10 protein-coding genes and 1 tRNA gene are annotated in these 26,063 nt (G+C 23.4%); 5 read left to right on the top strand and 6 right to left on the bottom strand.

Going from position 1 to position 26,063, the window contains the following annotated elements; all coding sequences use genetic code 11:
* Window positions 1–443: 443 nt before the first annotated feature.
* The 5 genes from K0T98_RS00375 to rpsT form a co-directional block, all read right to left on the bottom strand.
* Window positions 444–519, bottom strand: a tRNA-Glu gene (locus K0T98_RS00375).
* Window positions 520–2,737: 2,218 nt separating this feature from the next.
* A complete protein-coding gene (gene trkH, locus K0T98_RS00370) occupies window positions 2,738–4,189 on the bottom strand; it encodes a Trk system potassium transporter TrkH (protein ID WP_225639445.1) in 1,452 nt (483 codons plus the stop codon).
* Between the two features lie 995 nt (window positions 4,190–5,184).
* Window positions 5,185–5,514, bottom strand: a complete 330-nt coding sequence (locus K0T98_RS00365) for a TusE/DsrC/DsvC family sulfur relay protein (protein ID WP_225639444.1) — start codon at window positions 5,512–5,514, stop codon at window positions 5,185–5,187.
* 2,063 nt (window positions 5,515–7,577) lie between these two features.
* Window positions 7,578–8,798 (bottom strand): beta-ketoacyl-ACP synthase I, encoded by a 1,221-nt coding sequence (gene fabB / locus K0T98_RS00360; protein WP_225639443.1) that lies wholly within the window; start codon window positions 8,796–8,798, stop codon window positions 7,578–7,580.
* Between the two features lie 831 nt (window positions 8,799–9,629).
* Window positions 9,630–9,890 carry a 30S ribosomal protein S20 gene (gene rpsT, locus K0T98_RS00355; protein WP_225639442.1) on the bottom strand — a complete coding sequence of 87 codons (261 nt, stop codon included), beginning with the start codon at window positions 9,888–9,890 and terminating at the stop codon, window positions 9,630–9,632.
* 2,052 nt (window positions 9,891–11,942) lie between these two features.
* Between rpsT and tgt the strand changes: the two genes are divergently transcribed.
* The 4 genes from tgt to secF all read left to right on the top strand — a co-directional run bounded on the left by tgt (window position 11,943) and on the right by secF (window position 17,211).
* Entirely contained in the window at window positions 11,943–13,061 is a 1,119-nt protein-coding gene (gene tgt / locus K0T98_RS00350) for a tRNA guanosine(34) transglycosylase Tgt (protein ID WP_225639441.1), read from the top strand.
* Window positions 13,062–13,233: 172 nt separating this feature from the next.
* The gene (gene yajC / locus K0T98_RS00345) at window positions 13,234–13,566 is read left to right on the top strand and encodes a preprotein translocase subunit YajC (protein WP_225639440.1); all 333 of its coding nucleotides are present in this window, start codon (window positions 13,234–13,236) and stop codon (window positions 13,564–13,566) included.
* An 824-nt stretch (window positions 13,567–14,390) separates the two neighbouring features.
* The gene (gene secD, locus K0T98_RS00340; RefSeq protein WP_225639439.1) at window positions 14,391–16,244 is read left to right on the top strand and encodes a protein translocase subunit SecD; all 1,854 of its coding nucleotides are present in this window, start codon (window positions 14,391–14,393) and stop codon (window positions 16,242–16,244) included.
* A complete protein-coding gene (gene secF, locus K0T98_RS00335) occupies window positions 16,210–17,211 on the top strand; it encodes a protein translocase subunit SecF (RefSeq protein ID WP_445082778.1) in 1,002 nt (333 codons plus the stop codon). The genes secD and secF overlap by 35 nt, the downstream gene beginning before the upstream one ends.
* Window positions 17,212–20,944: 3,733 nt before the next feature.
* On the opposite strand, the gene rmuC is transcribed toward secF, so the two are convergent.
* A complete protein-coding gene (gene rmuC / locus K0T98_RS00330; protein WP_225639438.1) occupies window positions 20,945–22,393 on the bottom strand; it encodes a DNA recombination protein RmuC in 1,449 nt (482 codons plus the stop codon).
* A 1,752-nt stretch (window positions 22,394–24,145) separates the two neighbouring features.
* Between rmuC and pgi the strand changes: the two genes are divergently transcribed.
* A complete protein-coding gene (gene pgi / locus K0T98_RS00325; protein WP_225639437.1) occupies window positions 24,146–25,789 on the top strand; it encodes a glucose-6-phosphate isomerase in 1,644 nt (547 codons plus the stop codon).
* Window positions 25,790–26,063 lie beyond the last annotated feature (274 nt).

The following is a 26,063-nucleotide window of genomic DNA, read 5'->3' as shown; positions in this document are numbered from 1 at the left end:
TACATTTATGATATCTTATATGATATAAATAATCAGCATATTATAAGCTAAAAAATTTTAAACAAGTTTTGAAAATATTACTATTTAGAAATATCTTAATAATATTAAATGCCTTAGAGATAGAATTAGTTATACTGATAATTCTTATACATATCATAATAAATAAATTATAAAAATATTAAATTACTCTTTATCAAATATAAATATCTACAATTAATAATAGATAAAAATAATTTTATAAAAACTTAATTTTATTAAAATTAAGTGGCTTATACTAAGAGATAAAAATTTATATCTAATTACATATTATATCATTAGGTAATCCAGATATAATACTTATAAATATTATATATAAAATTATTTCAAGCTACCTATCACTATAGTTGATACTACATTAATCATAAGTGTTCTTGTGATTACTTTAGCTATAATAATAATGATTTTGGTGTCCCCAAGGGGGTTTGAACCCCTGTTACTGCCGTGAAAGGGCAGTGTCCTAGGCCTCTAGACGATGGGGACATAAAATACTATCTTATAAAGATTAAGTTTGGTTACCTAAAATAGGTATAATTTTTTTGATCATTCTAAATTAGCTATAACTTTATTGTATTTACTAATACTTGTTTATATAACAATAAATTATATTTTATGGTATATATAACTTTATTAACTATAATTGGTTTTATATTTAACTTATACATATAAAATAATACAATAAAATTGCTATTATAAAAAGATTTAATTCATATCTTAAAAAGATAAATAAATTATTAACCCTACATAATACTATTAAAAATATATATTTTTATAAGATTTGATCTATATTTTATATTTATATACTAAAATAAAAAAAAACATTATTTTTATTTTATTAAAAGTTCTATAAAAATTATATTTTATTTTCCTGATTTTTTAGCTAATATTTTTATAATTTACCTAAAATGATACATATATACTTAATTAAGTATTAAGTATTAAGTATTAAGTATTAAGTATCTTAAATGGTATACCCTATTTTAGGGTAGATTAAATCTATTAAGTAATATACCATTTATAAAATATAGTATTATACCTTATTTTTATGTGATAATTATAATTTATTTATAAAAAATTACAAGTTATAATTATAACTATATAAATACTTTTATAGTAAGTATTATTTTTATAATATACTAATAATATTAGTATATTATAATCTATCTACTTATTGATACCTTTCAATTAAGTTTATGTTTTACTAAAAATACTTAATACAAGTACAGTTATACAACAATTATCTAATATAGTAATATTACTATATTGTACTAATTAAAATTTTATATAGTACTTTTAGTAAAAAAATATTATACATAAAATATGTAATATTTGCATTTATTATTTCATTTTATAAGTATTTATATAATAATTTTGAATTATTACTATTTTAGATTATAAATATAATTAATAATTATTTCATGGTAGCCAATATAATAATTTTATAAAGATTAATCTTAGTTTTATTTTTATATACTTTTAAAAAAAAATATAAAACACAATAAATTAATCGTTACTCTTAATATTTAGAGTAATTTAAAATACTAATAAATAAGCGGTACTTATTATCTTAAACATAAGCACTTCTTACTAACGCTAGCTTTGAATATACATATATTACTCCTCTAAATAACAATCTGCAAGATTCACTATTATTAAAATATTTTAATGTATTTATTTTTGTAAATAGAAGTATCTATACATTAAGAAATTTATATAACTAATCATATAATAATTAATGTTATTTCAGAAGTAAATCTTACAATAAAATACTTAAAATAACTTTATCTTACTCATTAGATTATCAATCATATTATTTTAATAAATAATTATATAAAGATTAACTATTAATTCTGTTACTTATATAGAGTTAGTCGTTATTACTACAAAAGTAAATAACTCTTAATAATATTAATAATATAGATTAATCAAATAAAAATATATTTATATAATTTATTGAATTAATTATGTAGTAAATTACGAACCTCATTAACTAACTAATAAATCTATGTTTACAATTAAAACTCTCTATAACAAATAATAGCTAACTTTCTAAAAATTGTTAATATTTATAACTTAACTAGACAGCGGATAAAAATTTTTATTTATTTACATTATAATACTATATTATAGTAATATCCTTTTTTATAATACATTTGTCAGTAGGTTAAGTATGAACTCTTATTTTAAGAGCTTAGAATATTATAATATAGTAAGACTACTAAATTATATACTTAGTGATTGGATAATTAACCTAATTATACTGATTTAGCTAAACCATAATCTGGGTAACTCATTGTGAAGGTAAAAATAACACAATGCTTCAGTTGACAAAGAGTAAATAAAAAATGTAAGAAATTATAAAAATTATTTGTAATTTTTTAACATTATAACTTATTAAGTTGACTATAAATAATTCGCTCAATATGTAATTAAATTTACTTAATATACAATTTTATAAATATATATAAAATACTAAAAATATTTATAAATAACCGGAAGTAATATTATTACTGCATTATATTGAGATAGCTTGAATATATGTATATAAAATAGTATGGTTATATCAAAGTAAGTTGTTTTTTGATACCATACAAAATACAAAGATATTATACACTTAGTTTATTTATCATATTTAGTAAAATGACTAAATCTTGTATGTTATTTATATTACTTATAATACAGCTAATTCATTTTTAACCACTTAATTACGCCAAAAAGTTGAAGTAAATAGAACAAGTACAGTAAAAACTTCTAATCGGCCAAATAACATAGTTACAATTAGAACCCATTTAGCTGTATCATTTATAGCTGTGAAATTCTCTGCAACCACTCCTAACCCTGGACCAAGATTATTCAATGTGGCAACTACTGTAGTAAACGCGGAAAAATCGTCTACACCGGTTGCTATAATAGCTAACATACTTATTATAAACACCAGTGCATAGGCAGAAAAGAACCCCCATACTGATTCAAGAATACGTTCAGGCAGAGCACGGTTACCTAGTTTTATTGTATATACAGCATTAGGATGCACTAAACGTTTAAGTTCCCGAGAACCCTGTAGAAATAGTAATATAATTCGAATAACTTTTAAACCACCACCAGTAGACCCGGCACAACCACCAATAAATGCTGAACACAATAAAAGAATTGGTAAAAATAAAGGCCAGTGGGCAATGCTATCTGTAGTAAAACCAGCAGTAGTTGCCATTGAAACTACTTGAAAAAATGCTTGATTTAACGTTTGTAATGCTGTCTGATATACTTTGTGAGACCATAAAACTAAGGTACATATAATTACTAAGGCTATTTGAATAAAAAAAAATATACGGCATTCCAGATCACACCAATAAACCTTTAAATTACGTCCACTAAAGAGTGCAAAGTGCAAACTAAAATTACAACTAGATATTAATAAAAAAACTGCAACAATATTATTGATAGTAGTACTTTTAAAATAACCTATACTAGCATCATGAGTGGAGAATCCACCTATAGCAATAGTTGAAAAACTGTGAGATATTGCATCAAATATATTCATCCCTGCACCCCATAATGCTACGGTGCAAACAATAGTTAGTAAGACATATATAAACCAAAGTGTTTTTGCTGTTTCAGCAATTCTAGGTCGCATTTTATTCTCTTTTAGAGGTCCTGGTATTTCAGCACGATAGAGTTGCAACCCACCTACCCCTAAAATAGGTAAGATAGCTACAGCTAAAACAATAATACCCATACCACCCAACCATTGTAACATTTGACGATAAAATAAAATCGCTTTAGGTAAATGATCTAATCCTTCTAAAGTAGTTGCTCCCGTAGTAGTTAAACCAGAAAATGATTCAAAAAAAGCATTAGTCATACCAAGATTGGGGAGATTAGAAAATAAAAAGGGTAATGCTCCTACACTACCTAATACTGTCCAGAATAAAACAACGATTAAAAAACCTTCACGAGCTTTTAAAATATACCTGTGTTCACGTTGTGGCCACCATAATACAATACCAATAATTAATGCAACAAAAAAAGTTTGAGTAAATGCACGGCCTGCACCGTCATGATAAATCAAGGCAACTAATCCAGGTATAATCATAGTCCCTGAAAATAATATAACTAATAAACCAACAATACGAATAATAGCGCGAAAATGCATGAAGGCAAATTCCTTGCATAATTTAATAAGACGTTATGCGAGTCTATTATAACAACTCAATATAACAAAATGGCAAGAAACTAATATTAATGTAATACGACAATATAAAACTACTCTATTAATCAATTAATATTACGACAAAGTGACCAAATAAATTATCTCTATTTATAGAGATAGGATGTGCTATTAACTTGTAATAACAATTTTTATTTAAAAGATAATGTATTACATTTACTACTTTAAATGATTTTTATATGTTGCTGTAATATAATTTTAATATATAAAATATCCGTTTGTTGTACTATGTAGTACATTATAGTTATATAAATAACTCACCTTTACTTTTAATGCAAATATAAAAATGCAGTATATTACATTATTAATGATAGTAATTAATTAAATTTTTTATATTAAAAATACGATAATTTACATCCATTAAGTAACAATAATATTTATAATATTAGCATATAATACAACTAAAATGCATTACACTACTATTGGTAGTAATATTATTACAGTATAACGAAATGTCTTCTAAAAACAAAAAAATTAATTCATAGAATATTAAAATATTAAAATATATAAAAAATAAAAGATAAAGTACTATTTACATCTTGTAAAAGAATAAAATTCTTATGTAGAATACTTTTAAAGTAAATAATATTAGTAAATATATGATACATCATACAGATGATATTAATCATTAGTAAAAATTATCATTTTTCAATGTACTAGCATAATAAAGTTATTACAATATTTTATTGATTTATAAGACTAATCAAATAAGATATAAATCTTATTAGTACACTTTCAATATCTTAATCGTAATATTAAATTTTCTTTATTTTAAAAAATATAGTATTATTTTCTAATACTTATAAATGATATTACTTATAATAATAACATTATTACATTATCTAAATTTATTATTAAATACTATTACAAATTTATTCTCTATCCTTACGAAAAAATTAATTAATAAATTGATAATTTTATCAAATACATCGCACTGGTTTTGGTAAACCTGCTAATTTGATAGCTTGTTTAGCTGGTCCCCGAGGAAATAGAGTATATAAATAACAGCTATTTCCTTTATCCTTCCCATATCTTTTAGTGATATCTCTTATTATGATACGTATAGGAGGAGAAGTATTATACTTTAGATAAAACGAACGTACAAACCGTATTACCTCCCAGTGATCTATACTTAAATTCAGACCCTCTTGATTAGCTAATAGTGGTACTATATCTTCACTCCAATTACTACTATCAAGCAAATACCCCTGATCATCAGTTTGAATTTTATACCCAGAAAATTCTAGCATAATATAAGTCTCTTTTATAAGATTTAAATTATTTTTATTTGATAATAGAATAAATAATATAGAAAAATGAGTATTTAAGTTAATTGTTTTATCTTAACTAATTTAGCTACATTATATAAATAAATAACAATATAAAATATATTTCACATAAAATATTTATTTTTACCCTCAATTTAGTATAGTAAATATATAAGAATATATTATAAAAATTTTATAGATTATATTTATAATATATACCTATATGCAACTTTTATAGAAAAGAAACCGTAATATCGTAATAATTGATTTTGCTAGAACCTGATAACTAACTATATATTAAGATTATTAATAGATCATTATACTCTGCGTTTATTAATGTAATTGAATTATATAATTTAATTCTTTTATTAATAACTTTAAAATATCTTAAATAATTTTAAATATATACTTATAATATATTATATCTTATGTTATGAAAGTCAAATTATAAATTTTTATGCATATTAGTATTACTAAATAAAGGTATTTGTAGTAACATTATATAATAGTAATAGTATTCTTTATTATATTACATATTATGATTTAATAATAATATGCTAAACATAAATTTTTTTTCTATTTTAAAAAATAAAACAAGGACTGTTATCACTAAAAAATAAAATTCTTAATAGTAAATCAATAACTTATTTGACTTATTTTATAACTATTTATGTCCCGGATTAATAATCCCTTTAAACTTAATTATGAAATATTGATTTATATAGACAATGTAATTTATGTTCTATGTGCACTCTAGTTATTATTAATATAATTAATAAGGTAGGTATTTAACAAGATATAGTAAATAATGTGCGTATCAGGAATATTTTATTAGTAAAATTAATTTTATATTTTATAAAAGTACTATTTAATATTTTTTATTCTTAAAACTATATTTATTAATATAATATCAAATAAACCTAGTAATCCTTATAAGGAGCACTGTAATTAATTTTAATTTATTGTAATTATCATAAATTAAAATAATTTTATTATAAAAGTTAATTTTTAAAGCATGATAATAAAATTATACTTAGTCTTTTTATACTAAAATATAATATTAGTTTATCTAATATTTTTGATATAAAATAATGCTTTAAATATAAAACATAACAAAAAAACATTAAAGGTAATTTTACTACAAAATAAGATATTAAATATTATTTATTTTCTTAAATAAATAATATCAGATACTGTATAAACAGTACGATAGATTATCCAATAAGGGATTAATTTATTGTACACTTATTATTAAAATTATTTATGATTTCATTAGTTATTATTTATTATTAATCTTACTAATTCAGTATTTTTCTGCATTTAATTAAGATTTAATAGAATTATATCACATATCAAAATTTAAGTAATGATTTTTATATGAAAATCGTTGTATTTTCTAAATGCTATAGGATAATTTAACTAAGGGTAAAATAAATAATCTAATATAAATAAGATTAAAAATAAAATAAATAGTATTAGAATAATATGGTATTTATTTATTTAGAAAATATTAAAATATACAGAATGATACTAAAAAAAACTATTAAAATCATTAAATTAGAGATCATTCTAATATAAATAATTTTCATAAATATCTAAAAAATAAATATTTTCTCAAAATTTATTTATAGTAAATTTACTACTACATAATATTACGTAATTAACGTATTCTAAACAAGAATTTTTAATACAATAAATTTTAAAAATTATTGTATTAGATTAAGTACACTTAATACAGTGATATTGAATGTTATTATAATGAATAATTTATATAACTACTACATGTCTATTAAATAATTAGATATTAAATAATATTTTTTATATTTTTGGCTTATTATTTAGATTAAATCTTTACTAAAATTTATAAAATTTTATCTTACAAAATTACCTGAATATATTGTTAATAATCTTCTTATAAAATTTAATTAACTAATTACCGTTATAATATCTACCGCACAATATATATTTATATGAAAATATTAATTTTTTATTTTATAAAAAATATCTAAACTTAATATAAAAAATTATATCGTCAATTTAAAAAATTATGTACGTATTTTTTGCATAAGAAGACTAGCATTAGTACCGCCGAAGCCAAAACTGTTCGACATAACAGTGTATAGATTGCACTTAGTTGGTTTAGTAATTATATGCATATTATTAGCTTGATCATCCAACTCCTCTATATTAATACTTGGGGCTATAAAACCATGTTCTAGCATAAGTAGCGTATATATTACTTCATGCACGCCTGCAGCACCTAATGCATGGCCAGTCATTGCTTTAGTTGCAGAAATTGCTGGAGTATGTTGACCAAAAACTGAACGTATTGCACCTAGTTCTTTCACGTCACCTATAGGGGTGGAAGTTCCATGAACATTTAGATAATCAACAGTAGTAGAGTAATTCATGTTTTTCATAGCTATACGCATACAGCGCGCAGCTCCTTCACCTGAAGGTACGACCATATCGTATCCATCAGAAGTTGCACCGTAACCTACTACTTCGGCATATATATGTGCACCCCGATTAAGAGCATGTTCTAGTTCTTCAACAACTACTATACCACCACCACCTGAAATTACAAATCCATCACGTTTAGTATCATAGGTTCTTGATGCTTTTTCTGGAGTAGTATTATAGTGGGTAGAAAGAGCACCCATTGCATCAAATTCACAAGCTAGTTCCCAGCATAACTCCTCTCCACCACCTGCAAACATAACATCTTGCTTGCATAATTGTATAATTTCTACAGCATTACCTATACAATGAGCAGAAGTAGCACAAGCTGAGCTAATTGAATAATTTACTCCTCTTATTTTAAATGGTGTTGCTAAACATGCTGATACACCAGAACCCATAGCTTTTGTAACCATATAAGGACCAACACCACGAAGACCACGTGTACGCATACTATCTGCACCAGATACCTGATTACGTGGTGATCCTCCACCGGAACCAACTATCAAACCAGTACGTTCGTTAGATACTATATTATCATCTAAAGCAGCATCTTTAATAGCTTCCTGCATCGATAAATAGGCATAAATAGATGCATCACTCATAAAACGCATTATTTTGCGATCAATCATTCCTGTAGTTTCTAGCGTAATACCACCCCAGACTTGGCTACGCATACCAGCCTCTTTTAATTCAGGAGCTGATATAATACCTGAACGGCCTTTTTTTAGAGAAGCTAGAACTTCCTGCTGATTATTCCCAATACTAGAAATAACTCCTAATCCAGTAATTACTGCACGTTTCATACATTAACCTCTTATATATCTATGGTTTATTCAGGTTTTGAAACGCACTGTAACGTATACTGATAATCTGAGCAAGTTAGATTAAGATATTATAAATACAGATAAGATATTAATTTCCTTATTTAAAAAAATTCATAGAATATTAATTTATTACTAAGTGTTAGTATTTATATTATATTAATAGGATGCTTAGTATCTTTATATAAATATTATAGTAATTCAGATAGATGTAATGTGTAATAAAATAATTACTTTTTGATATTACATGGATTCCATCCTTAACGAATACAAAATATTAAAAGTGTAAATAAACTGATAAACATCATAGATTTGTCAATGAATATTTTATATAAATACTAAACCTAGAACTGTAATTTTATTGGAGAACTAAAGAATTGCAGTTTATTAAATATAAAGTCATAACTATTTTGATAATGTACTATATTTGCGGAAAAAATAACTAACCATACAAGATTACTAACTAACTGTTAGTTCTCTCATTTTATTATATAATACAATTTTATATTAATTATATTAACAAACTTAATCAGTTAATAATATATCTCTTAATATAACTTCTAAAATATATACTTACTGATATAATATCAATTATATTGCAATATATATTGCAATTACTTATTAACAATATTTAAAAAATCAAATATAAGTACATTATAATATACTCTTGTATAGTATTAATAAATTGTTCTCAAACTATACTGTATTTTTAGTGTTATTTACAATAAAATATTAAGTTTTATATTATGAATATTAAAAATATCTTTAAGTAAATTACAATTTAGTTTCTAATCTCCTTTAAAGTACCAGTTACTACATTTTGTTAATTTGCGCTACTAGGTTTGACTTATGTCGTGCAGCTTTATTTTTATGAATTAATCCCTTACAAGCTTGACGATCTATAATTGGTTGCATTTTATAAAATGCATTTTGTGCGGCTATTTTATTTCCATTAGCAATCTCTGTATATACCTTCTTAAGAAAAGTCCTTATCATAGATCGACGACTAGCATTGTGTTTACGGCGTTGTTCGGATTGAACTGCGCGTTTCTTAGCTGATTTAATATTAGCCAAGGTATAACTCCTAAATATTATATAAAACTATAAAAAGATCAATAAATACTTCATTGAGCTTTATAATTTAATGGGTTGATACAAAAAAGTTACTTATACATTATAAATATAGTATTTATTAAAAATATACACTTTATCTAACATATTTATGTTAGATAAACAAAAATTATTGTAGTAATATCTTATTATATCAGTTTTTATAATAAAGTGTATTTACAGAGATTAACTATATACAAAATATTAGTATAATCACTTATTAAACCTTATCTATAAGTAATAATATATATTACAAAATATTATGCAATCATTATATATTGCTATCCTATAAGAAATTTTAAAATAGTACGATCATAAAATCATGTTAGAATCATTATTCTATAACATATATGTATTCTAGGAAAATATATTTATATATACTTATATAAGTACTAGAAAATAATTTATTACCTCATTTATATTTCAGTAAGTATACTTTAGTAAAGAAATATTATAAATAATAACAATCAATTAAAATACCTCCTTATAAAAACAAAATACTTATTCTTTAGTTCAATTAAATAAATATTGCTTTAATATTATTATCTGTTACCTTTAAATACTATTTCTTTATTATCTACCCCAAAATCAGCATTAAGTTAGTAAATAAAAATAAAGATAGGTATGACACTGAAATAATAAATCGGTGTTTACGTAAAAATCACTCAACTATTAAAAAGTTAGTATGACTATTAATGTTTTATATGCAATAAATGTATCTTACATTTAATTTATTGTATATATTAATCTCCAATATTTTGTATTAATCTTATTCTTAGTTAAAACTTAATTATTACCCTATAAAGTAAGTAAATACAATTTAATACAATATTATAAATACAAATACATCCATTACTTACCTTAATATTAAAGTAAATTTACAATATTAATACCAAGTAGTACTAATAATCTATGTAAAAAATGATGTAACTATAACTTATGTATTTATTATGAGTATGCTTTATCTGCCAATAAATAATGATGAATTATATTATTTGACTTTAAAAGTATAAAATATAAATATCTTATATAAACAACCTCTTATTTAAAAATTAATATATAAAATAAATTATAAATATGAATAACTTTATAATTATATAAACATATATAAGAGTATAGTAACAATACTAAATTTTAAGTATTAAAAAAATAAGTGAAATTTAATAATGTAGTAGAAGTACAAATCATTTCATTTTATCTTTATATAATTAAGAAAGTAATAGTACTTAAATTATTTTATATAAATCTATAGGATTATAGTAATACCACTAAAAATATACAATTTCTATATTTATAGAGCACATAAAGTAAATCTTCTTAACTAAAGCACAAAACCATATATAATCATTTTTTATAAAAAGATATTTAGAAAACCTACACTACTACAATCATATCAAGAATACACACATCAATATAAGTATATAATAATATATTAAGCACATACATTATATTAGGATAAGAGAGTACAATATCTACAAGTAGATTATATATCAAATCTAGTTTTATAAAAGTAAAAGTAAAATTATAGCAGTTACTAAATATATTTATATTTTATAATTATAAAACTACTATAAAACATATCAGTATTTATTATTTAATAAAATACCCTTTTAGATATAAGTATCTTTATAAGATAAAATATGATTTTACTAAATTAACACTGATATTTCTAACAATATTTTTAGCAAATATTTCGTAAAATATATTAATAATATAATATTATTCATTGTATCGTATTAACTTAAATAGTTACTACATTGTATTCCAATAAACTAAGATATTTTTAACTCAAGTATTTAATTGATATATCAAAAATAGTGATAATCAATATCATTGTACTTGGTTATTATAAACAAATGTAATAATAATATTTTTGTATTAAAAAATAAAATTTTATAGTAATAGATAGTTCTAAGTATACACCTTATTAAAAGGTTTTTTTATATGTATATTATGATAATAATATATGTTATATAATATTTATTATAAATTTTAATTTTAAATATTGGAGTTTTTGTGAGATATAAATTGGATGCTACGGATGGATACGCTCGTTGTGGTCGTTTGATTTTTGAACGCGGTATAGTAGAAACACCTACTTTTATGCCTGTAGGTACTTACGGTGCTGTAAAGGGAGTGACACCTGAAGAAGTACAAAAAACTGGCGCACAAATTTTACTAAGTAATTCCTTTCATCTGTGGTTACGACCTGGTCTTCAAGTAATTAAGTTACATGGAAATCTGCATAATTTTATGCAATGGAATAGACCAATTATTACTGATTCTGGTGGTTTTCAAGTGTTTAGTTTAAATAAGATACGCAAAATTAAAGAAGAAGGAGTATATTTTCGTCATCCAATTAATGGTTCCTCTCTTTTTCTGAGTCCTGAAAAATCCATGGAAATACAGTATTATTTAGGTTCTGATATCGTGATGATTTTTGATGAATGTACTCCATACCCATCCACCTGGGATGAAGCTAAGAATTCTATGGAAATCTCACTACGATGGGCGAATCGTAGTCGCAAGAAATTTGATGCATTAGGTAATAAAAAATCATTATTTGGTATAATTCAGGGGAGTATTTATAAAGATTTACGAAGTGTATCACTTAAAAATTTATTAGAAATAGGTTTTAATGGTTACGCATTAGGTGGCTTAGCTGTAGGAGAGTCAAAAAAAGATATGTACAGTATTATTGAGCACATTTGCCCACAAATTCCAGAAACTAACCCGCGTTATCTTATGGGGGTAGGCAAACCGGCAGATTTAGTAGAAGGAGTTCGTAGAGGTATTGATATGTTCGATTGCGTTATACCAACTCGCAATGCACGTAATAATCATCTTTTTGTGACTAAAGGAATTTTAAAAATACGTAATGCTAGATATAAAAATGATGTTAATGTACTTGATTCGGAATGTAATTGCTACACTTGTCGTAATTATAGCCGTGCATACTTGCATCATCTTGATCGTTGTAACGAAATACTTGGGGTACGTTTAAAAACTATACATAACCTCCAATATTATCAACGTTTAATGATTGGGTTAAGACAAGCTATTAAAAATAGTCATCTTAATAAGTTTATTGATAATTTTTATAATCTTCAATGTCATCCTGATTTTTTAAATTAGTAAAAAACTTATATATTTATAATCAATTATAATTCCTGAAAACTAATAATTAGTAGTACAAGATATTAGTAAGAAATGATATTAACCTTCACTTACTTTATAATATAAAGTATTGTTTTATTATGAACTATGAATTATTTTATTTTTATTAATTATTATATGGAGTGTTTAAATGAGTGTATTTATTTCTGAATCTATAGCATCTACTGGTGCAGTAAATCAAGATAGTCCATACTCTTTTATTATTATGTTATTAGTATTTGGTTTAATTTTTTATTTTATGATACTTTTTCCACAACAAAAAAGAGCTAAAGAGCATAAAAAAATGATGTGTGCAATAAGCAAAGGGGATGAGGTTTTAACTAATGGTGGGTTGCTTGGGCGAGTAATCAAGGTTACTGAAACTGGTTATATTACTCTTGCTCTCAATGAAAATACTGAAGTTATCATTAAACGTGATTTCGTGACTGCTATGTTACCAAAAGGTACTTTAAAGCAATTATAATTAATTAGTTCTTGTGGAACCTTTAACATATTTACTGAATAAATAATATTTATAATTAGTATTATAATAGTTTATATTTTAGTAATGAGAATATTAATATTAACTTTTAATAGTATAAACTAGGAATTACTTTGCCCATTATAGATAAACGAATAATAGAAACTGATCAACTATACTAGGATATAGTTTATTATATATTAAAAATAATATTATATATGTTATGATTAAATAAAATAATATCTTTTATCAATATTTTATTAAAAAGTTAAAAATTATATAAAAATATTAAATTAACTATAATAATGCTTATTAAGTAATATAGTATGACTAACATGTTTTATATGTACAGAAAATAGTATTCTAGTTAACTTTCATTAATAAAAGTTAATATAAATTTAATAATTTTTCGTAAGAAGCAATAAAGAACCCATTTCCTTAATTACGATTCTTTATAGTATTATAGTTAATATAACTTTAGGTTAATTACATGTCATACTAATATAAAATTTCATAAAATTATTCTTGATATTAATATTTGCTATTTTGGTTTATATCACTATCTTATAACAACTGCACTATTTCTGTAATATTATAAATATAATAAGTTATTTAACTATAACTCCTAGAATATAACACACTACTTTGCTAAGTATGTAGAGACTAAATACTTTATATACGACTCAATCATATTCTATTATATTAAGCTATAATGCTAATATGAGAGTACACGTCCACTAAAAAACTATCAAATATTTTGTCATTCGTTACATAACTGATACTGCCTCTGTAGCTCTCTCATTTTAAACAGCTTAAGGAATGATTTTGTGTTAAACCATTATCCTTTATGGAAATATATTTTACTTATACTAATTGTAATGCTTGGTTTACTATATGCACTACCTAACTTCTATGGCGAGGATCCAGCAGTACAGATATCTGGTGCGCATAGTATAGTCACTGACTATACTACACTGGTTAAAGTTCGCGATATACTAGAAAAAACAGACTGTGAAAATAAATCAATTACATTGAACAATGGAATTATTTTAGTAAAATTTAAAAATACTGATATTCAAATGCGGGCATGTAAAATCCTAATGGATATATTAGGAGACAAATATATTATATCATTACAGCTTAAGCCAGCTACACCTAAATGGCTAGATACATGTGGTGCAAAACCAATAAAATTAGGTCTAGATTTACGCGGGGGGGTTCATTTCTTAATACAGGTTGATCTGGACACTGTTTTAAATAAACTACAAGATTTTATTATAGAATCATTACGTTATGACATGCATCAAAAAAATATTACTGATTATATAATCCATAAAATAGATAAAACTCCTGGTACTATAGAAATAAGCTTTTTAGATTTTAATACTTGCTCTCAAGCTAGTAAATACCTTCTTAATCATCACCATGATTTAGTATTTAGTAATATTAAAAAAAAATCTTTAAAAGTTGTAATAACTACTAACTGTATTAAAGAAGCGCGTAAATACGCAGTTGAGCAGAATATCAATATTTTACGAAACCGAGTTAATCAACTTGGTGTTGCTGAACCACTAATTCAGCAACTAGGTGACGATCTTATCATAGTTGAACTTCCTGGTCTTCAGGATACTACGCGTGCAAAAGATATTTTAGGAGCTACAGCAACCTTAGAATTTCGCTTAGTAAACCCAAATATTGATATATCTACTGACAGTAATAACATTATACCTAATGATTCTGAAGTAAAATATACACGTGATGGTCAACCTATAGTATTATATAAATATATTATACTTACTGGTTCTCAAATAATTGAATCAACTATAAGTCAGGATGAATTACAACGTCCTCAAATAAATATATCTCTTAATAAATCTGGTGCTAATAATATATCTAATTTTACTCAATATAATATTGGTCAGTCTATAGCAACTCTTTTTGTAGAGTACAAGAATACTGGCAAAAAAGATGCAAATGGTAAAAAAATACTAATAAAACAAGAAGAAGTAATTAACGTTGCAACAATTCAATCTCGTCTGCATAATAGATTTCGTATTACGGGTATTAATAGCCGGAACGAAGCAATAAAGCTTGCTCTATTGCTTCGTTCCGGCACATTACTTACTCCAATTTATATTGTAGAAGAACGCACTCTTGGCCCAACTTTAGGTATAGAAAACATTACTAAAGGTTTGCAAGCTTGCTTATGCAGCCTAATTGCTTCTATAGTATTTATGATAGTATGGTATCGTAAATTTGGTATTATTGCAATAATAGCGCTATTTATAAACCTACTACTTATTGTAGGTATTATGTCATTAATACCAGGTGCCACGCTAACGATGCCTGGTATTGCTGGTATTGTCTTAACTCTTGCGATTGCTATTGATGCAAATGTGCTCATAAATGAGCGTATTAAAGAGGAACTAAAAAATGGCAGATCTATACAACAGGCTATAGAAAAAGGCTATCAAAATGCTTTTAGTAGTATCGTAGATGCTAATTTTACAAATTTAATTACTACAGTTATACTATACGTAGTAGGTACCGGTTCTATGAAAGGTTTCGCTATTACTGCCGTTATAGGTATTACAACATCAATGTTTACCTCTATAATTGGTACTCGAGCTATAGTTAATCTGATTTATGGTGGCAAAAATATTACAAGACTGTCTATATAGAGGGGTGGTTGTGGAACACAAATATAATATAAAACAACCAAAATATGATTATAAAATTATAGATTTTATGCAATGGAATTTTATTGCTTTTATTATTTCAGGTATACTAATATTGACTTCTTTTGGTATTATTTTTACTAAAGGTTTTAATTTAGGTTTAGATTTTACTGGAGGTACAGTTATTGAGATGAGTTTTAAGAAAGAACCTGACTTAAATGTAATACGTAGTGTATTAGAAAAATATTGCTATATTAATCCAATTATACAACATTTAGGTAATAACCATGATATTATTATTCGTATGCCACCAATAAAAAATTTGAGTAATCGAGTCATAGAAATATTAAGACAAGTTATGTATGGAGACATTTCTATTAAGCGCTTAGAGATTATTGGTCCTAGCATTGGTACATATATGATACAGACTAGCGAAATGGCTATATTAATAGCACTAATATGTATTTTATTATATTTAGGATTACGCTTTGAATTACGCTTAGCTTTAGGAGCAGTGATATCCCTAATACATGATATAATCATTACGCTAGGAATATTATCATTAATACATTTTGAAATAAACCTTACCATTATAGCATCTTTAATGTCAGTTATTAGTTACTCTCTAAATGATAGCATCGTAATTTCTGATCGTATTCGTGAAAACTGCCAAAATATATGTTATAGTACAACTTACAATATTATCAATATTTCATTAACACAAACGTTACACCGCACTATTATAACGTCTGCTATAACATTATCAGCTGTTTTAATACTCTATATATTTGGTGGTATTATGTTGCAGGGATTTGCGTTAACTATGTTTATTGGTGTTTTTATAGGTACTATTTCTTCTATTTATATTGCATCTTCATTAGCTTTAAAATTAGGAATGAAACGCGAACATATGTACTTACCTTATGTTGATAAAGAGGGGGCAGATAACTCATCTATGTATCTATTATAAAATTTAAATCTCTAATATTATAACTTACTAAACAATTAACAGAAGATATTATAATAAAGACATCTATAAAATAGAATTCAGTATATATTAACATGTAAATATTATTATCTATAATCCATAACTATCTTAAACTTAATATTACATACCTGTATGCATTTATATTTATATAATAAAATATATATAAAAAGAGTTGATTACCGTAATAATTCATTATTATTAAATTTAATAGTTAATTTAAATAGATATCAATCCATTTGGATTCATATATACTATTAAGATTAAATCTTATAAAGATAAAATTGAAATACTATTTTTATAATATATTTATTACACTTATAATACTAAATAAAATTATTATTTTAGATTGTGTTAATTATGTTTAATGATAATTAAATATATCTTTTGAGATTATTTACGCCTTTAAAAATAATTCTTCTAAAATATCTATATATTGATGTAGTACTCTTATAATTGTAAAGATAATAGTATAATAAAATTTATTAGCTTTTTTATTAAAAAATATTTTACATTTTAAATAAAAATTATTCTAGAATTATTTAATTATAATACTAATTAAAAATTATTTTACTAGTTATTAAGAGTAGTAATAATTTTTATAATCCCGTTTTACAGAAAAAATAAAAATTATAGATATGAAACTATACTATAATTAATCTAGGTAGTAACTTTAAAAAAAAATTATTAAATAATAATTTATTATAATTCATATATTAATTGTACTAAAATATTTATAATACAATAAGTATAATAAAACATGATCATTAGATACTGTAATAATATCCCTAAATTTTAATAACAAAATTTATTAATGATTAAAATCATAATAGATGTAATCTTATTACTTAAAAATATTCTATATAAAAATTATTATTAAATTTTAATTTATATATTACTTAAATATAAAGTATATATACTATACATAAATATATAATAAATTATAACTAAGAATATTCACCTAAATTAATTAAATCATTATTTTTACTGCTAATGTATTATACAACTTAATAATATAGTAATCACTATAATTTAATAACCTAGACTATTATAACTTATTTATTTATTACTTTAATCTAGTATATCAAGACTGGTTAGTAACCTACTATGTTACTTTGTTTTACTGTATATTATATAAAATATTGTTTATTATTTCTTGTAACTATACTCCAAATCAGGTTATTTATTTTCAATAATAAAATAATAGGTATTATAAATAATTTATACTAACTAAATAATTTGATAGATAAATAATTTAATATAGATAATTAATATTATCCCATTATAAAACGTGGTACGAAGTACTTAGATATATAAAAATTTTTTATAGTATTAATATAATAAATACCTAGAAAAAGTCTGTAGAGAACTCTTATAGTTCTACTAGATTGCTATACACTGTAGATACATAAAATTTTATATTATATAATCAATAATGTTATTCAATCTTATTGAGCTTACTAATAATTTCTTAATGAATACTGATATATTTAGATATTTAGAAGTGCAAAGTTAATAAAAATAATAATATTTATATACTGTCGTATGGAAAAAATTTTCTTGTAATTCTTAAGTAAAAATACTTATTTTTATTATTTATTTAGTATTACTACATTTATATTTTGTATATATAGAAATATGTATATAATATATTTAATATTATTAATTATTTAATATTATTAAAGATTAATCACAATAATAGTTAAGATATACTTTTAGCATATATAAAAAATTAAGCTATATTAAAAATATATAATCTTAAATTATATGTAGCTTTTTTAAAGCTATTTTATTTAATCCATCAAAATTCTTTTATATTTATATGTAACTTAATATAACCTATAACAAGATAATTATCAGTAATTAATTCTTGATAATATATTTATAAGCAATATAAAAAATAATACTTCCTTTATTAAGACGTGTAGATATACATCTTAATACTCTGAACAATTATTTATCAGTAATTTTATTTTATTTTCATATAATAGACCTAATAAATAAAAGATTATACTAAAAAACATTGTTATTTTGATTATTAAAACACTAAAATAATCTCTATAATAATTGCGATTTATTGAGGTTTTAATATATTTTTAACTTAAATATCTTGTTTTTATAATAAAGCAAACTAATTAATAATTATAGGAAGTTTAATCTATATAATATAGATTTAATTTTATTAATATTATCTTAATAAGACTACTTATTGTAGAGTAAGACGTAGAAGTTTTGTAAGAACCTACAACAATGATTATTTAGAACTTAAATTGTATTTTATACTAAATATATAATGTATATAAATACTAATTATTTAGTTGAAGTATTTTATTTAAATTATAAATTATAAAATTTATAGTAATAAAATAATTTTATTATACTCCTTTCTTGTAATATAAAAACCTATTTTAATATTTCTAATTAATAAATCATTTATATTAACTTTTTATAAAATAAAGCAGTTTTATTAAATGGATAATAAAATATATTTTATAGTTATGACTTGTTTGTTTTATTTTTATTAAAATATAATATATATTAGAAATAAAATTGTTCTTTTACATGTATATATTCTAGGTTATAAGTAAGTATTATTTATATAATAAAATTCACCACTCTACATAGTATTTACTGAACTTATTATATTAATGTGATAAAAAAAATAAATTATATTATATAATTCTTAAATCATATAATATCAAAAACGGGTATGAATATAAAAAACTACAATACCTATAACATTATAATAAAATTTGTAAGACAAATCCTTATGATAAAGTTATGTTTACTCAATTAAGATTTTGAAGTATCCAAAGTAGTTATTTATAACAACTACATTAAGAGATAATAAATGAGCATAATGAACCATAAAAGTAAAAAATTTACTAGTGTAATCATGACGATATTGCTTTAATTAGATGTTAAGATATTAACATTTAGTGAATTGTTTTTCAATTGTAATTAATAAAATAATACATTTAGTATGGTAATATGTTTATTAAAAGTTATTTCTTCTATGTAAAATAATAGTATTCTGTGAAGTTACGAAGGGTTATGTAATCTTAATGGTATAATTGACTATAAATATTAGAGTTACTTTATTAAGACTCTTACTATATTTAGTATATCTAAGTAATGTTAAAAATTAATATTATATATACTAATTTTATAAAGTTGCATTACATAACACATTAATCATCACGATTAAGTAAAATAATTATTAATAGATTCAGTAAGTACTACTGACATTTTCTGTGGCATAATTAATATTATAAAACATATTTTATGTTGATATATTCTATATTTTAATCTATAATATTAAAATATTTAATATAATTTGATAATATCTACTTAGTTGTACTAAAATTAATGATAATTTACTGCTTAATAGCTATTGTGGCTTACAATATTAAGCCTACTTTACTACAAACACATATATAACTACAATTATAATAATAAAATGATTTATTGGGAAATATTTTATGAATATAGTATAAAATACTAGAATAATACTAGTTGTTTATCTTTGTTAGTCACAATAATAATATTTGATATTAAGTATATTTATTGATACTTTATTTATTTTAATATTATTTTAATGTAAGCTTATAGAATTTATAATAATTCTTTATATTTATATTTATATTAAATAAAATAATGGTAAGTTATAGTACTTATTGTAATATTATTACACTTATATTACTTTAGACTAAATGGTCTACTCCTCTTCTAATTCATTGCTTAAATGTGCTTTCTCGACAAGAGAAAAACTTATAGGTCTTTTCACTTCTACCCCTAAAACACGAAAATTTTCTACTTGTCCTATAAGATTACCACGTCCTTGCCCAAACTTTTTCATGGCCTGATTATAATTTAATTGTGCTTTATCTATACTATGCCCTAGGGATTCCATATCATCGATAAATAATCTCATTTTATCATATAACTTAGATGCGCGATCGGCAATCTTCTGTGCATTTTGGTTTTGATGTTCATAACGCCATAAATTACTAATAGTGCGCAATGCAACTAATAAAGTAGTTGGACTAACTAACATAATATTATGCTTTAAAGCTTTATTTAAAAGGTTAGAGTCACAGTTAATAGCTACTAAAAACGCTGGTTCAATAGGAATAAACATCAGAATATAGTCAAGAGACTTAATTCCAGGTAACTTCTCATAGTCTTTGCATCCAAGTTGACGTATATGATTTTTAACTGAAACCAGATGTTCTTGTAAAGCTAGTTCACGCACTACCTCATCTTCAGTATTAAAATACCTTTCGTAAGCTACTAGCGAAACCTTAGAATCTATTACTACATCTTTTCCTTGTGGAAGATGTACAATAATATCTGGTTGCATACGACTATCAGTTCCAATCTGAATATTTACTTGTGTTTGATACTCATGCCCTTCACGTAAACCAGAAGATTCTAGTACGCGATTGAGTACTATTTCCCCCCAAATTCCCTGTGTTTTATTATTCCCCTTTAAAGCTTTGGTTAAGTTAATTGCCTCATGAGTCATCTGCGAATTTAACTGCTGAAGATTACGAATTTCGTGAGTTAGAGTGTGTCTTTCTCGTGCTTCTTGTCCAAAACTATCTTGTACCTGGCGACTAAAATGTTTTAATTGCTCACGTAAAGGAATTAGTAAAATATTTAAACTCTGCGTATTTTGCTCTTCTACCCGTTTTCCCGTATGTTCGAAAATACGATGAGCTAAGTTTTCAAAATGAGTATTAAAAAGTTTTTCATTATTAATCATTAATAGCTGTTTTTCTTTCATATCTAATTGAGTATCTTCTAAACGAACAGTAACTTCTCGTATCTTTGCTTCTTGTAATATATTTACTGCACGTAATTCGCATAATTGTTTAGTTAATTGTATACACTCATCATGCCATAGGTATTTCTGATGTAATTTTTCTTGCGTTGCTTTAAGGTGGGTGTGCAACATACTTAGTATTTGATCTTTTTCACATTGTTGTAATTTTATTAAAGCTTGTTGTTCTTGCTGAAATTGCGTAACTTCTTTTTGGTATACATTTGAATTAGCTACTAATACAAGTATTTTATGCCGCATACGAAGACTAGATATTAACCAACCTAAAATTATACCTACCGTACCGCCACCTGTAATACAACAAAATGTACTAGCATCCATCTTTTTACCCCCACAAAGCTTTAATAGATATGCTGTACCTTAATAGTAATAGGATAACTTCATGAATATCTAGGTATAATAATCAAAATTTATTAATTAAAGTTAAAAACTAATGTATATAATCTATTAACATACTAACACTCAATATAATAATCTATGAAATCAATATAAAGCAAAAATATAAGACAAATAGATAGTTAATTAAAAATTAGAATTAACGGTAAATATTTTTATTAACATCACTTTATTATGATATATATACTATTAATTATTATATAGAATATAGTCTCATTTAAGAGATTTATATTATATTAGTAATGATTAAGCATTAATCAAAATTAGAAATTTAATACTAAATTTAATTTTAAGCAACACGACAATTAAAGATGTAAGTATTACTGCCTTATGACTATTACTATAGTAATCACAGTACTTTATTCTTAAAATAAAATAAAAGAATATATAATTATAATTAAAGATATATCTATTTTAGTAAAAATTTTCTCATAATTATTACATATTATGTATATATATATTTGGATAAATTATTATAGTAATATTAATTACTTTATATGATATTAAATATATAATAAAGCATGTTACTTATGGTTTGAATGTTTACTTTAAAAAATATACAAAATAATACCTATAAATCATTATTCAATAATTTATTTAATTTTTTCAATATACACCACTGTCTTATTATTAAGACAAACAATAAAAGCGAATAATATTCTTATATATTTTTATACTTAACCAGTAATGTTATATAACTAATGAAATATATTAAAGATACAAATTTTTTACCTAAAAAGTATAGAAAAAAATATACTACACTTTAATATTGTATAGTGCAGTATTTCGTTAGTTATGATATAAGTTACTATTTTTTATATAACTTAAATAAAAATAATTATATTATATATAACTTAATACTTGAGACAAGGTTGCATAAATTATAAGTATCGTTTTACTTATCATAGATAACGATCGATAGTATTTTACTAGTAAGATAATATCGATATATAAGACTTATAGGATATACAATCCTATTATAACTAGTCACTAAAAAATAATTTCTTTATAAGTACTACTATAGTATATATAATTTTAACTTAAATAACTATCCTCTTCTGATATATATTATTAATATAATATAGGTAAAAAATTTTAGATGTAAAAGAATTAATTTTATTAAAAAATTAATAAAATAATTATTATTAATTATAATTGTAGTAGTTTACTTAATAAACAAGTTACATAAAATTAGTATTTTGTTATTTTAAGATTAGTATTTATATAATATTATTTTTGACTGCTATAAGAAAATAATTATACCTCACTAACCTAGTAATATATTTTAGATTAAAGATCTACAAATAAGATTAAAATTATAGTTATTAAAATTTGAAATACATCAAAAATAATCCTACATTAGAATTTATTACAATAGAGTATAATACAAGATATTAAATACTAAAAAATAGTAATAAAAAATTATAATAAATTATTTATATATTTTATTTAAATAAGATATAATTATTTAATTTACTTTGATAATAACTAAATATTGAAATTATTTATTATTTTCTATAATATTAAAATAAAATATAACTCTTATTGAATAGTGAAATATAATATGACTTACATTAATAAAGAACCTACTACGTCATAGTAAGCTTAAAATAACTGTATTCTCTATATTTTATTTTATATATAAAACTTTTGTTATTAAGCATAAAGGTATTTGCTATGAAAAATATTAATCCTACTAAAACTGTTGCTTGGTATGAATTACAAAAACATTTTGAACAAATGAAAAATATCCAGATAGATGATCTTTTTAAAAGAGATCCTCACCGTGTTTCTAATTTTTCAACTATATTTGATGATCAAATATTAGTAGATTTTTCTAAAAATATCATAACAACAGAGACTATTACAAAGTTATTAGATTTAGCAAAAGAAACTGATTTGCAAGGAGCTATTAACTCTATGTTTGCAGGAGAAAAAATTAACCGTACAGAAAATCGTGCCGTTATGCATACAGCACTTCGTAACCCAAATAATAAACAAATAATTATAGATCAAGCAAATGAAATACCAATAGTACTAGAAAAAATAAAGAATTTTTGCCAAAAAGTAATTTACGGTGAATGGAAGGGTTTTACCGGTAAGAATATAACTGATATAGTTAATATCGGTATTGGTGGTTCTGATTTAGGTCCACATATGGTAACAGAAGCTTTAAAACCTTATAAAAATCACCTAAACATGCATTTTGTTTCTAATATTGATGGTACACATATTATTGAAACGTTAAAAACATTGAATCCAGAAACTACTTTATTTCTTATAGCATCAAAAACATTTACTACTCAAGAAACTATGACTAATGCTCATAGCGCGCGTAACTGGTTTATGCAATCTACTAGAAGCAATAAAACTAATATCACTAAACACTTTATTGCATTATCCGCAAATAGCCAAGCAGTACACAATTTTGGTATTAATACTGATAATATGTTTAAATTCTGGGATTGGGTTGGTGGCAGGTATTCTTTATGGTCTGCTGCTGGACTATCTATTGCACTCAGCTTAGGTTTTGATAACTTTAAACAAATGCTTAACGGTGCTCACACAATGGACCAACATTTTGCTAAGACACCACTGGAAAAAAACTTACCAGTCAAACTAGCACTAATTGGTATTTGGTATAATAATTTTTTTGGAGCTGAAACCGAGGCAGTTTTACCGTACGATCAATATATGCATCTTTTTCCTGCTTATCTCCAGCAAAATAATATGGAATCTAATGGTAAAAATATTGATCGTAACGGTAATCCAGTATCTTATCAAACTGGTCCAATTATTTGGGGTGAACCTGGCACTAATGGTCAGCATGCTTTCTATCAACTAATACATCAGGGTACTAAATTAATTCCTTGTGATTTTATCGCTCCTGTTATTAGCCATAATATACTAGGAGATCATCATATTAAATTAATGTCTAACTTTTTTGCTCAAACAGAAGCTCTAGCTTTTGGTAAATCTAGTAAAAAAGTAGAACAAGAGTTTGCGCAAGACGATAAAACTACAGCGGAGATAGCTCATATAGTACCATTTAAAACATTTAAGGGTAACAGACCAACTAACTCAATTTTATTACGTCAAATTACACCATATAGCTTAGGATTATTAATGGCTCTTTACGAGCATAAAATATTTGTTCAAGGTGCAATTCTTAATATATTTACATTCGATCAGTGGGGCGTAGAACTAGGAAAACAACTTGCTAATTATATTTTACCAGAATTGCATGATCAAGAAAACATTAATAATCACGATAGTTCTACTAATTCGTTAATCAATCAATTTAAAAAATGGCGTATATAAAATAAAAAAATACATATAGAAGATATTCACTATAAATGATAATATTTATAATGAATTTAAAATCAATCACCGCTTATATCTTAAATGTAAGTGGTTTTATTTTTTAAAAAATTAAATTTTTAATTAGTTACTATTCTATTATCAATGATCATTGATATCATAATTTATTGAATAATAGCATTGTTGACTAAATATTAGTAATTAATTTTTCTTTCTTAGAATATTACTACGATCATATAAAATTAATATTTTTAATAAATATTAGGATAAAATA

Origin of the sequence: Candidatus Profftia sp. (ex Adelges kitamiensis) (assembly GCF_020342455.1) — a bacterium.
Lineage (GTDB): Bacteria > Pseudomonadota > Gammaproteobacteria > Enterobacterales > Enterobacteriaceae > Profftia.
Note: the sequence above shows the minus strand (reverse complement) of the source record. Positions and strands in the feature narration are given on the sequence as shown.

What these genes read in the sequence shown, in the direction of transcription:
- trkH (WP_225639445.1), bottom strand. Translation starts at nt 4,189, where the DNA reads ATGCATTTTCGCGCTATTATTCGTATTGTTGGTTTATTAGTTATATTA.
- K0T98_RS00365 (WP_225639444.1), bottom strand. Translation starts at nt 5,514, where the DNA reads ATGCTAGAATTTTCTGGGTATAAAATTCAAACTGATGATCAGGGGTAT.
- fabB (WP_225639443.1), bottom strand. Translation starts at nt 8,798, where the DNA reads ATGAAACGTGCAGTAATTACTGGATTAGGAGTTATTTCTAGTATTGGG.
- yajC (WP_225639440.1), top strand. Translation starts at nt 13,234, where the DNA reads ATGAGTGTATTTATTTCTGAATCTATAGCATCTACTGGTGCAGTAAAT.
- secF (WP_445082778.1), top strand. Translation starts at nt 16,210, where the DNA reads ATGGTGGCAAAAATATTACAAGACTGTCTATATAGAGGGGTGGTTGTG.
- rmuC (WP_225639438.1), bottom strand. Translation starts at nt 22,393, where the DNA reads ATGGATGCTAGTACATTTTGTTGTATTACAGGTGGCGGTACGGTAGGT.
- pgi (WP_225639437.1), top strand. Translation starts at nt 24,146, where the DNA reads ATGAAAAATATTAATCCTACTAAAACTGTTGCTTGGTATGAATTACAA.